7 protein-coding genes are annotated in these 12,444 nt (G+C 49.4%); 2 read left to right on the top strand and 5 right to left on the bottom strand.

What is annotated here, in order from left to right; genetic code table 11:
- Positions 1-52 precede the first annotated feature (52 nt).
- The gene (gene petG, locus IQ270_RS23015) at positions 53-172 is read right to left on the bottom strand and encodes a cytochrome b6-f complex subunit V (protein WP_015174208.1); all 120 of its coding nucleotides are present in this window, start codon (positions 170-172) and stop codon (positions 53-55) included.
- Positions 173-354: 182 nt separating this feature from the next.
- On the opposite strand from petG, the gene IQ270_RS23010 reads away from it, so the two are divergent.
- On the top strand, positions 355-735 hold the full coding sequence (locus tag IQ270_RS23010; RefSeq protein ID WP_193975525.1) for a cytochrome c: 381 nt from the start codon (positions 355-357) through the stop codon (positions 733-735).
- Between the two features lie 141 nt (positions 736-876).
- Here IQ270_RS23010 and IQ270_RS32155 read toward each other — a convergent pair whose 3' ends face one another.
- The 4 genes from IQ270_RS32155 to IQ270_RS22990 all read right to left on the bottom strand — a co-directional run bounded on the left by IQ270_RS32155 (position 877) and on the right by IQ270_RS22990 (position 9,795).
- Positions 877-5,997 carry a DUF4347 domain-containing protein gene (locus IQ270_RS32155; protein ID WP_193975524.1) on the bottom strand — a complete coding sequence of 1,707 codons (5,121 nt, stop codon included), beginning with the start codon at positions 5,995-5,997 and terminating at the stop codon, positions 877-879.
- 647 nt (positions 5,998-6,644) lie between these two features.
- A complete protein-coding gene (cysW, locus tag IQ270_RS23000) occupies positions 6,645-7,523 on the bottom strand; it encodes a sulfate ABC transporter permease subunit CysW (protein ID WP_193975523.1) in 879 nt (292 codons plus the stop codon).
- Positions 7,513-8,373: a sulfate ABC transporter permease subunit CysT gene (gene cysT / locus IQ270_RS22995; RefSeq protein WP_193975522.1), complete on the bottom strand. Its 861-nt coding sequence runs from the start codon at positions 8,371-8,373 to the stop codon at positions 7,513-7,515. Before cysT ends, cysW begins: the two co-directional genes overlap by 11 nt.
- A gap of 288 nt (positions 8,374-8,661) precedes the next feature.
- A complete protein-coding gene (locus tag IQ270_RS22990; RefSeq protein WP_193975521.1) occupies positions 8,662-9,795 on the bottom strand; it encodes a sulfate ABC transporter substrate-binding protein in 1,134 nt (377 codons plus the stop codon).
- Positions 9,796-10,151: 356 nt separating this feature from the next.
- On the opposite strand from IQ270_RS22990, the gene IQ270_RS22985 reads away from it, so the two are divergent.
- Positions 10,152-12,311, top strand: coding sequence for a serine/threonine protein kinase (locus IQ270_RS22985; RefSeq protein WP_193975520.1), 2,160 nt, complete (start codon positions 10,152-10,154; stop codon positions 12,309-12,311).
- Positions 12,312-12,444: the final 133 nt, after the last annotated feature.

The raw sequence follows: 12,444 nt of genomic DNA, 5'->3' as shown, positions 1-12,444 counted from the left end.
CTCCCAATCTTCCCCTCTCCCCCTCTCCTCACCGAGGGACTTTCGGCCCCTTTTACTTGTTGATACCCAACTGATCGCCGCGCTTGTACTGCTGATATGCAGCAAAAAACAGGCCCGACAGAGTAACAAAGATTAGACCCAGAACAATACCTGAAAGTAGCGGTTCTACCATGAGAGCTCCTTAACGTTAAGATTTAACAACCTATTTTTAATATTACCAGCACTTAGACAGATGAAATTTCGCAAAAGCTACCTTCAACCCTTGTTAAGGCTTGATCTCCCCGCTGGGAAGGATTAAGCTATGTTATGAGAAATAAATTTTCTTGTAGATACTATTTTTAAAATTGAACTGCTTTGAATCACCAACTTGCCAGGAATGAAATTAAAAACCCGATCGAGCGACTTGCCATATTTGCGATCGCCGTGTTGCTTGCAATCATATTGACAAGCATGACAATTCGTCAGTTTCAAGTCGCCGATCCCTACGTCAAAAGCGTACTTTCCCTGACCGGCAACCAGGTTCAGGGTTCAGCCATCTTTCAAATGAACTGTGCCGGGTGTCACATATCCGTTGCAGACAGTCAAGTCGGGCCCAACTTGCACCGAGTGTCCGATCGCAAATCCGAATTCGAGCTGATCCGCCAAGTCACCAGCGGGCGAACCCCGCCAATGCCGCAGTTTCAGCCTAGTCCGCAAGAAATGGCCGACTTGCTGGAGTATCTGGAACAAATTTGACCGAAGCAGGAAACGGAATTTCGTTTCCCTGCTTCCCGATTGTCTGGGTAAGGTGCGCGGCTTTTTTGAGATGCGGACTTCAGTCCGCACGCGCGAACCTGCTTAAATTAAAACAAATGCTTGCACAGAGAGAACTGCGGACTAAACCAGCAAGCTAAAACTGCTCGCCGATAGCTGGTTCGGCAGGACGCCCGCCACTACAGCCAAAATCTGGTCGCTGTTAGCAAGCCCGATCGTACTTGAGCCGTTAGTTTCGGTAATTGACAGTTGATTGAAGTCCAAGCCTCCCACCAAAACGAGGGAATCAACTCCTGCGGTGAAGTTGAAAATAGTATCAATTCCGGCCTCCGCTGCCAAGATAAAATCATTAGTGCCAGATCCGCCGACAACGGTATCATTGCCAAGGCCGCCAAACAGCAACTCATCGCCGGTGCCGCCAAAGAGCAAATCGTCGCCGCCCCCGCCGAGCAAGGTATTGCTACCGTCGCCGCCGCAGAGAGTGTCATTGCCCAAATCGCCAAATAGCACGTCGTCGCCAGCGCCTCCCAAAATTACGTCGTCGGCTTTGCCACCGTACAATACGTCATTGCCTTCGTCGCCGCTTAGGGAGTCGTTGCCGCGATTGCCGTAAATCGTATCATTAGACCGATCGCCAAAAATCAGGTCAAAGCCTTTACCGCCATAGAGAGTATCGCTATCGATACCACCGTAGACAGAATCGTTGCCCGTATTGCCATTGATGTAATCGCCGCCCTGCAGGCCAAAGATCAAATCATTACCGCCCAACCCGAAGATAGAGTCAGTGCTGGCACTACCTACGATCGTATCGTCGCCGTTAGGGCCGTTGATGACATTACCCCCTGAAGGAATGCCAGGAGCGTTGGGAGTGACAATCCTGGGGAAGTCCGCAGGGCAAACCAAATCTGTCGGCACGGGTGCTGGTGTCGGTGTCGGCACGGGTGCTGGTGTCGGTGTCGGCACGGGTGCTGGTGTCGGTGTCGGTACGGGTGCTGGTGTCGGTGTCGGTACGGGTGCTGGTGTCGGTGTCGGTGCTGGTGCTGGCGTCGGCGCTGGAGTTGGTGCTGGCGTCGGCGCTGGAGTTGGTAAAGGTAAAGGTGTCGGAGTCGGAGTCGGAGTCGGCGTCGGAGTCGGAGTCGGAGTCGGAGTCGGAGTCGGGAAGTTCCCGAAGTTGATGCCACTGATAATAGCACCCGAAGTCAGCGTGATGTCCGCGGGGTTCGGGGTGCTTTGGGTAAAGCCAGTTTGGTTGACTTCCCGGACGCTGTAGGTTCCCGGTGCTAGGTTTGCGAACAGGTAGCTCCCGCTGCTGTCTGTAGTAGTAGTAACAGCAGCAGGAACAGGAACTCCAGGGGTAGGAGCTACCACCGGGGTTAACTGAATTTGGAAATTGGGTAAACCCAGTTCTCCGGCTTCCTGAATGCCGTTATTGTTGCTATCTCGGAACTTCAGGCCTCGGATCGCGCCCGGTTGGGGCAGGAAGTTGCCAAAGTCAACGCCCGCGATCGCATCTCCGACCTGAACCGTAACGTCGGCGGGGGGCGGAGTCGTCTGCGTCCAGCCGGTTTGCTGAACTTCTCTTACCTGGAAAGTGCCTGCGGGTACGTTAGTGAGAGTGTAGTTGCCAGCCGCATCGGTGACAGTAGTTAGTTCGCCCTGATCGAACACTCCATTTTGTGGGTTGTTATCGACAAAGATTTGCCAGTTAGCTAGTCCCGGTTCCCCGACATCCTTAATAGCGTTTTGGTTGAGGTCATTGAATTTTTGACCGCTGATGCTGCTCGTCTCAAAGTAATTGCCGAAGTTGTTGTTTTGCGAGTCGAGGCCGCTGGTGACGGCGACAGACAACGCGGTGGAAATGGTAGGAGTAGCTGCGTTGGCTGGCGGCTGAGTTTGTTTCCAGCCTGGTTGCTGTACTTCCCGGACGTTGTAAGTGCCTGGTAACAGGTTGGTGAACTGGTACTTACCTTCGAGATCGGTGACAGCAACGGTTTCGGCTGGGTCTTTCACGCCATCGTTGTTGGTATCCAGATAGATTGTCCAGCCTGGTAGCGGTGATTCGCTGGCATCTTGCACGCCATTGTTGTTGAGGTCGTTATATTTGATCCCGCTAATCTGGCCAACTTGGAAGTTCCCGAAGTTTTGATTTGCGATCGGGGTATTGCTGACGGGGATAATTGTATAACTCACCGGGCCGGCGGTTTGCGAGAAACCAGTCGGCACATCTTCTCTCACAAAGTACCGACCGCTGCCGACGTTGGTAAAGCTATAAGTGCCGGGAGCCGCAGGCGCTGTTCCGGTAACTTGACTCGCGACTTCCACGTCCCCGGTATCTAAAGTGCTGTTATTGTTAGTATCTGTGAACAGCCGAATGGTAGTGCCGTTGAGGGGCGTATCGTCGGCAGAGAAGCCGTCGCCTGTGAGGTCGGTGAATTTGGTGCCGCTGACGGTGATGTTTTGGAAGTTACCGAAGTTGAGGCCCGGAACGGTAGCATTAGTTATCGCTGCGCCGCTTTGGGGGGCGATGTCGGCAGGAGCAGTTGAGGTTTGTGTGGAACCTGCCGGCACGACTTCTCGGACGCGGTAGGCAGCACCCGCAGGCAGAGGCGGCAAGTTTGGGAAACTGTAATTACCAGTCGCACCCGTGGTGGTAGTAGCTATTGTTGCCCCTGTGGCGGCGTTGAGTAAATTAATCGTAACGGGGGTAGTTACTGGCAAATCTCCTGGATCTTGAGTGCCGTTGCCGTTTCGATCGTCGAACTTCAAACCGCCGATCGTCATTAACTGGAAGTTGCCGAAGTCTTTGTTGGTAGAGTCAGCAATACCTGTAGTGCTAGGAGTAGCAGCAACAGGCAGAGTTTGCTGCCAACCTGTGACTGCTACTTCTTTAATTGGGCTGTTAGTCTTGGTGTCGGCAAGGGTGTATGTACCGCCGATCGCAACTGTAGCCTGTTTTTCAGTAGCGTCGGGCAAGTCGTTGTTATTGTTGTCTACATAAACAACAAAGCTTTGTGCTGGAGTTGTGGCAGTGGCATCAGTCCCGTCTTTAACGCCATTGCCGTTGGAGTCGTTAAATTTCTGACCGCTGACAGTGGGGCCGTATTCGTAAGCGCCGATGTCAACAGTGCCATTGACGATGCGGGCGTAGGCTTGACCGAAGTCAGTACCCCGCTGGTCTGCAGCGAGTGCGGCACCAGCGGTGTTGAGGGCAAGGGCATTAGTACCGGTATTGATAACGCCTCCTGCACCTGTAGGGGCAGCGGCGAGCAAGGCGCGGGTGGGGATGAGACCGCCGTTATTTTGCAAGGGCCCCAGCCAAGGTACCGCTGCACCGGTGCCGATGAAGCTGGTGTTGTTAGTAACTATTCCACTAACTTCAGTGCCGCCGACTGGGACGGTATTGCCAACAACCAGGGTGTTGTTGAGAGTGAGAGTTCCGGCGTTGTTGAAAATTCCGCCACCGCCAGTGCTGGCATTCAGCAAGGGGGGGACGACAACTGCAGGGTCGCTGGCGATCGTCGTGTTAGTTATAGTTGCAATTGCACCAAGCTGGTTAACAAAAATTGCACCGCCCAAACCCGAACCTGCCGTAGCACCCACACCGCCAGCAGCGCCTCCGGTTGCTCTGCTGCTGCTGAAGGTGCTGTTGCTGACGTTCAAAGTACCCGTGTTGAGAAAAATCGCTCCTCCCAGACCGGCACCGCCACCGCCAGCACCGGCAACAATTGCTTGGCCATTGCCCCCCAAGCCGCCAGTGCCTGGTGCGACACCGCTGCCGCCACCGCCCACAGTACCGGTGGTCGGTCCGAGATTACCGCCAGCGCCGCCATTACCACCAGGGGTTGTGATGCCGATCGCGCCTGCTACACCGCCGGGACCGCCGCCGCCGCCCAGAGAGCCAGCACCACCATTGCCGCCGGAGCCCCGCACGCTAGCAGCATCGCCAGCACTACCGCCAGCACCGCCAGCACCGCCGCCCCCACCGTTAATGCCAGCACCGCCAGCACCGGCGGGGCCGCCCGGACCGCCGGCACCAAAGCCCGGACCGCCGGCACCGCCACTACCACCAGCAGCTCCGCTGCCACCATCTCCGCCTTGACCGCCTTGACCGCCAGCAGTTGTGCTAGTAGCGCCCGTGCCGCCAGCGCCGCCCACGGGACCAACGCCCGGACTACCGGCAGTGGCACCCGCGCTAACTGGAGTACCAGGGCCGCCTCCGATACCGGTACCGCCTGAAGTAGTGAAGAATGCAGCTAAGCCGCTGTTGCCACCAGCCCCGGTACTTCCGGCTGCACCCCCAGCACCGCCGATCGCTCGGTTGTTGCTGAAGGTAACATTATTAATGTTTACCGTGCCGCTGTTAATGAAGAGCGCACCTCCCAATCCCGCACCGCCGCCGCCACCGAGGGTGCCGGCAGTACCCTGGGATAGACCGTTGGCGATCGTCAAATTAGAGAAATTAACTGTGGCGTTGTTGTTAACAAAGAAAATTGGGTTGTTTCCACCGTCGATCGTAATCCCAGTAGTAGTGCTGCCAACAAAGTTTACAGGGCTTGCAAGCACAGGCAGGACTTGTCCCGCTCCAAAGGCGATCGGAGCAGTGATGTTGATATCATCAACATCGGGCAGGACATTAGCAAACAGGATGGCGTTGTTGAGCGTCGTAAAGTCCGTAGCAGTAAAGGTCGCTAGTACCCCGCTATAAGCTTCTCTCGCTTCTTGGGAAAACGCCACAGGAGTCTCTATTTTCCCCGTAGTGACTTCGAGCTCCCAGTCTCCACCTAACGCAGCATTCCCCGTCAAATCGTCTGAAGCCGCAATATTTGCCCCCGTTAGCTGGCTCAGCCTTTGCACGAAAGCGACACCGGCTTCTGTGGCCGCGACGTTGCAACCGTAAAGCATAATTTCTGGTTTGGCTGCAATTGCGGAGTTCGAGTTTGCTTCGGCCGCTGGCAAAGCAAACCATGTTTCTAAGTAATTGCGGTAGCTTTCAATGTTGCACAGATTTAGTTCTGTGGCTCCCAGTTGCAAGCTGGCTGCTGCGCCGTGAGACAAAATGTGGACGGCTGCAATGTTTTTTTGTTGTTGTTTAAGTGTTTCGGCGATTTGCTTGATGCCGTCGCGATCGCCCTTGAGAACAATAACTTCTGTATCGGAGTTTGTACTTTTTGTTAAGTTTTCGTAATCTTTAACTTTTGAATCTACGAAAAGTAACTGGTGTTTCCGTTGTTGATGAAATTTCATAAATTAAATACTCCTAGTACACGCACACATCCAATTGATAGCATAAACCCAGCACAGCAGCGATCGATCTTTTTTCGGTGCCGATACAGTCGATCGCCCCTGGTTCAACCTAAGTTGACTGTTGACAAAAACGCATTTTTGTGAAACACGACAATAAATCACTTAATTTGATTGCTTAGAAGTCTGAAAGGAAGATGTTGTTCCGGCTTTTACAAAAAATTTTTACGATCCCTGCACAAAGATTTTAATTTTCAATAAAACTCACTACCATATTTTATAAAAAATGTCAATCATAAAAAGTATTGAGGGCGATCGATAGTTATGGATTATTGATTAAACTGTTGCGGCATTTAAATTGTATATCAAAAAACGATCGAACTATCAGTGAAGTGTTCCGCCCGCCCTGAATATACAATTTAAATGCGCGACAGCTTATTGGTTACTGGTTATTGAAACTGACAAAAGTCAACCGTCAGTTGACTGTTGACTGTTGGCTGTTAGCTGTTAGTTGTTAGTTGTTAGTTGTTATTAGGAATTGAGAATTGGAAATTGGTAATTCGTAGCAAGTAACCAATAACCAATAACCAATAACCAATAACCAATAACCAATAACTAATAACCAATAACCAATAACCAATAACTAATGACTATTCCTCAACTTCCTTAATGCTAGTTTTTTGTTCCAAAATCTCCTTAAGCACGAGAGTAACAACGGCTAAAAGACCCAGAACTACCGCAGCAGAAAAAGCCGATTGCGTCGCATATTGCTTGTAAGCATCCTCGACAAATAAAGGCAAAGTTTGGGTTTTTTTAGCAATATTTCCCGACACCACAGAGACTGCTCCAAATTCTCCCATTGCTCTAGCATTTGTCAAAATTACTCCGTAAAGCAAGCCCCAGCGAATATTTGGAAGCGTGACATTCCAGAAAATTTGCCAGTCATTTGCTCCTAAAGTTTTTGCCGCTTCTTCTTGATCTGTTCCTACTTCTTCCAATACAGGAATTACTTCGCGGGCGACAAAAGGCAAGGTAACAAAAGCAGTAGCAAGCACCATTCCCGGGAAGGCAAAGATAACCTTGATATTGACCGCATCCAGCCAGGGCCCGAACCATCCCAGCCGACCGTAAAGCAGTACAATCATTAAGCCTGCAACTACGGGAGATATGGCAAACGGCACGTCTAAAATGCTGATTAATAGGGTGCGGCCCGGAAATTTATTGCGGCCGATTACCCACGCTGCACACAAACCGAATACCGTATTTATAGGTACAACAATTAAAGAAATCATCAGGGTAAGTTGTGCTGCTGACAGAAAATCGGGCGAGGTTAAGTTGCTCAAAAATGGCTCTAATCCCTTTTTGAAAGCTTGGTAAAAAACGTTGACCGTCGGGACAAATAAGACAAGAGCAAGATAGCCGATCGCAATTGAGATTAAAGTTGGTTTGACCCACGCTTTCTCGTTGCCCCGCGACGACCCAACCGGCGGCATTGTATACTTGTTTGATGAATCGATATCAGCCGTCATAGCGTCTTCTCCATGCTTGTAAGAGATTAATTGCGAACAGCATTGTCAGGGAAATAGCTAACATGACTGTGCCGATTACCGTTGCTCCTGCATAGTCGTACTGTTCCAATCTTTGGAAAATTAATACCGGAGCAATTAAATCTTTAAAGGGTGCGTTAGCTGCTACAATTACTGTGGAGCCATACTCGCCAACGGCTCTGGAAAATCCGAGGGCAACTCCGGTTAAAATTGATGGAAACAGCGGCGGTAAAACTACTCGCCAGAAGGTTTGAAATTGAGAAGCTCCCAAGCACCAAGCTGCTTCTTCGATGTCTTTTTCCATTTCGTGTAAAACAGGCTGCACAGTCCGCACGATAAAGGGTAGGGAAATAAAGATCATTGCTACGCCTACGCCTAAGCGAGTGAACGATATTTTAATTCCGAAGGGTGCAAACAGTGCGCCGATCCAGCCGTTATTGCTGTAAACTGTGGCGAGAGTTAAACCTGCAACAGATGTCGGTAGCGCAAAAGGTAAATCGACTGCTGCATCGACAATCCGTTTTAAGGGAAAGTCGTAGCGGACTAATACCCAGGCAATTAATGTGCCGAAGACTCCGTTAATTAATGCGGCAATTAATGATGTGACAAATGTGACATCGTAGGCGGAAAGGGCGATCGGGCTGGTGGCAATTCTCCAAAATTCGGCGGGGTTTGCTGTGCTGGCTTTTAGCAGCATGGCTGTGACTGGGAGCAATAGCATCAAGCTGAGGTAGCCTAGGGTGATTCCCCAAGGTAGTGTGATTTTGCCGATCGCCCTTTTGATATGCTGAATGGGAGATTGAGGGTTAGTTATTGGAGATGATACTGTCATTTCGATTGTGATTTTCCCGTTTGTAGTAAGGAATGCAAGTCCTAAAAAAGCTAATCTTCTGGAAGAGGAAGGACTCAAGTCCTAACTACGAACAAATGCGTTTGAGTTACACTAAGGTTTGTAGTAAGGAATGCAAGTCCTAAAAAAGCTAATCTTCTGGAAGAGGAAGGACTCAAGTCCTAACTACGAACAAATGCGTTTGAGTTACACTAAGGTTTGTAGTAAGGAATGCAAGTCCTTAAACATGAGGAAGGACTTCAGTCCTCACTACGAACCAGTGCGCTTGAATTACCGTTTGATTGAACCTTGGATTTTGTCAAAAACCGCTCCGTCATCGAAGAATTTCTTCTGAATATCTCCCCAACCTCCTAAGTCTTGAGCCGTGAATAATGTTTTGATGGGGGGATATTTTTGGGCAAATTCTGGTTCTGCGGCTACTGTCGCATCTACTGGGCGGAATCCGGCTTTGGCAAATTCTCGCTGGGCTTCTGGGGTGTACAGAAATTTGACAAATGCTTCGGCGACTTCGCGAGTGCCGTGTTTATCAACGTTTTTATCGACAATGGCGATCGGATTGTCGATCGACACATTCACATCTGGAATAGTATAAGTCGGTTTTTCGCCTTTCTGACCTGCCAAAATAATCTCGTTTTCGTAGTTAATTAAAGCATCGCCTTGGCCTTGTTTGAAAAATACGTCGGTGGCTTCGCGGGCATCTTTGGTCAGGATGGGGACGTTTTTGTAGACTTTGCTGGTAAAGTCTAATGCTTTGGTTTCGTCTCCTCCGGTTTTGAGAACCGAGCCCCAAAGTGCGAGGAAATTCCAGCGAGCCACGCCTGATGTTTTGGGATCGGCAGTAATCACTTTTATTCCGTCTTTGCTTAAATCTTCCCAGGTTTTGATGTTTTTGGGATTGCCTTCGCGGGTAACTATTGCTGCTACGGATTTGCTGACAATACCTTCGTTGGGGACTTCTTTTTCCCACCCGGGCTCGATGAGTCCGGCTTTCTCGATTTTGGCGGTGTCGAGGGCTAGGGCTAGTTGTACGATGTCTGCTTCTAAACCGTCAATTACTGCTCGAGTTTGGGAACCAGAACCGCCGTAGCTTTGGTTGAAGCTGACGGTTTGACCTTTTTCTTTTTGCCACTTTTCTACGAATTTGGGAATTATGGCTTCGTGGGCGACTTTGGTGACGGCGAAGGATACTAGGGTTAATTCTACGTTGCCTTTGTTTGCTCCTGGGCTAGCACCGCCTGAATTGTTGGTGGTTCCCTGGCCGCAGGATGTAACGGCGAGACTTAAAGTTATTCCCACTAAAAATAGGGATACAAATCTTTTGAGCGAAGTCAGCGATCTATTTTTGGTTGGTGGTGGCTGTTGTTGTTGATAAAAGTGTTGAGTTAGGCGTTGCTGGGGACTCATTATATTTGTTCCTCTACTTAATGTACGGTTATTAGGTCGGAATACCGTAATTATGGTGGTGAAGTACGATTATAGACAAGCGCAAGTAAAAATAGCAACAAAAAAAACGAATTGGGGGAACTCAGGGTCGATCGAGTATCCTCAAGTCTTTACCCTCGGTGCTTTCGAGTCAAATTCGCAGTAAAATATAAACCGTATAACTACTATGATTGAGTCAAGGTGCTAAGCCTGCACGATACGCCTTACGGATAGGCTGGCTCCTGGCTCAAATCTAGGGCAATGCCAAGCATCCCCGCCTCAGCAGTATACGTCAGACTCAGTGCTAGCCCTTAAGTTAAAAAGAAGTTTTAACTGATATGTCCTTACCCCGCGCCGTCTCAGACACGATAATTGAACTGTTGAAGCCTGTAGCCAGTGAATTGGGAGAAAGATTGGGAGCAAGCGCTGTGAACGAACGCTATGCAGAAATAGATCCGTCTGGTTCTTCGGCTTTCAACCAGCAAATTAAAAAAGACCCCCGCTGGATTAAAGCACAAGTAAAATATTTGCAGCGACAGCAAACGAGAGAACAAGAATTAATCGCGATCGCCGACACACAAGAAGAATGGGCAAAGGAAGAACGTACCAATCGAATTAAGGCTGAAGAATTGAGAGATAAGCGGGCAATTAGCAAGCTTTCCCGCGAGTTAATGCGGGAGTCTCAATCCGAAGCAATTCGAGTTAAACTGAACGAAATTCAAGCTATTTGGGACAAAGACAACTGGTTTTCTAATTTGAGCAGGCAGGAAACTGAACAGATTTTGCAGCAGCAGCAGCATCGATTCTTGCTGTTAGTTGCTCCCGCAACAATTAGCCAAGATTGCCCGGATTCGTTTCGTCACAATCTGAATATCGAGCTCCCCGCTAAGTTGAGAGCTTTCTTGAACCAGCACTATCCCCAGCACGGAGAATCTTGTCCGGTTCAGTTTTATGGAGACTATTTCAAAAAGGCAATTTCTGATATTGATGTGGAACGGTTGCAGACTGTTTTGTCTCCCGTTCCGACAGCTATATTGTACAGCGATATCAGCGATTATGAAGTAAATTTTCATGTAGGCTTTTGGGGAATTATCAATCAGAACGTTTCTTTGGTGGCGATGCAGCCTTGGAATTGGGAAGAGGTTTATCACCAGTTGGAAGCCGAGGGGAAAGATCGAAAGGTGAGCCTGCGGATTATTCGGCAAATAATTGTAACAATTCATAAGTTATTGGCGGCTTTTTTAGCTGATTTATATTATTTAAATGTCGATTTTAATCACGAACCTCAGCTATTTAATTTGGAGGAGGAATTTGGTCAGGAATGGTTTTCTAAAGATTGGGCGATCTCGTACATTCAAACTCTCAAAGAAATTCAAGAGCAGCAGCGAATAGTCTATAAGGGAGAGATGCGGAGGCTGGCGCTGCGAGAGGCGAAAGCTAGGGCGGAACGGAAGCGTTTGGAGGAGGCTGAACTCAAACGCAGAGAGGAAGCTGAGATGACAGCTAAGCGGGCGAAGGAATTAGCTCACAAATTTAAAAATCTGAAATGGCGGTGCGTATACACGCTGCCTGGTCATTCATCGTTTGTGAATTCTCTGGCGATTAGTCCTGACGGGAAAATTCTGGCAAGTGGCAGTTGGGATAAAACTATTAAGATTTGGAATTTAGAAGCTGGGGAATTAATTGGCACTCTGACGGGACATTCCGATCGCGTTAATTCGGTTGCTATTAGCTATGAGGGAAAAATGTTGGTCAGCGGCAGTTCGGACGAAACAATTAAGTTTTGGAATTTGTACAGCGGCGATTTGCTGTGTACTTTTCCGGGACATTCTATGGAGGTGAATTCGGTGGCAATTAACCCGAAGGGGCAGATAATTGCTAGCTGCGGCGGGGCGGATAATACGATTAAGCTTTGGAATTTGCGGAGTGGTAAACTGCTGCGGACTTTGAGCGGTCATTCTAACAATGTGAATGCGGTGGTTTTTAGCCCGGATGGTAGGATATTGGCGAGCGGCAGTTCGGATGCGACGAGCAAGGTTTGGGATGTGGAAAGCGGTAAGTTGCTGCGGACTCTTTCGGGGTTGAATGTTGGGGTGAATTCTGTGGCGATCGCGCCTGACGGTCAGATTCTTGCTAGCGTCAGCAATGATTATACGATTAAGCTGCGGAATTTGCACACGGGCAGTTTGTTGCGGATTTTAAATTCTAATTCTGCGCGCCAAAAGGGTGTAGCGAATTTAGGCATGAATGAGGCGCTGCATATTTTGCAGAATTATGTGAGTCGAGGGGATTCGGTTGCTATTAGCGGGGACGGTTTGACCTTGGCTAGCGGCTGCGATGATAATACGATTAATATTTGGAATTTGCAGACTGGGGAGCTGTTGAGCACTCTTAACGGACATTCGGGTACTGTATACTCGGTGGCGATCGCACCTTCGGGCAATTTGCTAGCTAGCGGCAGTGCGGATGAGACGATTAAGATTTGGCGCTGCGATTAGTCATTAGTCATTAGTCATTAGTCATTAGTCATTAGTCCTTAGTCATTAGTCCTTAGTCATACCATTTTTCTAAAGATGTGCCATAGATGAACTCTTAGCCCCCCCGCGAGTTCGGGGGGGTTGGGGGGGGGTA

This window comes from Microcoleus sp. LEGE 07076 (genome assembly GCF_015207455.1).
Taxonomy (GTDB): Bacteria; Cyanobacteriota; Cyanobacteriia; order Cyanobacteriales; family Microcoleaceae; genus Microcoleus.
This window is presented reverse-complemented; position numbering and strand designations above follow the sequence as displayed.

Coding starts and splice junctions, on each gene's coding strand:
- petG (WP_015174208.1), bottom strand. CDS start 172: ATGGTAGAACCGCTACTTTCAGGTATTGTTCTGGGTCTAATCTTTGTT.
- IQ270_RS32155 (WP_193975524.1), bottom strand. CDS start 5,997: ATGAAATTTCATCAACAACGGAAACACCAGTTACTTTTCGTAGATTCA.
- cysW (WP_193975523.1), bottom strand. CDS start 7,523: ATGACGGCTGATATCGATTCATCAAACAAGTATACAATGCCGCCGGTT.
- cysT (WP_193975522.1), bottom strand. CDS start 8,373: ATGACAGTATCATCTCCAATAACTAACCCTCAATCTCCCATTCAGCAT.
- IQ270_RS22990 (WP_193975521.1), bottom strand. CDS start 9,795: ATGAGTCCCCAGCAACGCCTAACTCAACACTTTTATCAACAACAACAG.
- IQ270_RS22985 (WP_193975520.1), top strand. CDS start 10,152: ATGTCCTTACCCCGCGCCGTCTCAGACACGATAATTGAACTGTTGAAG.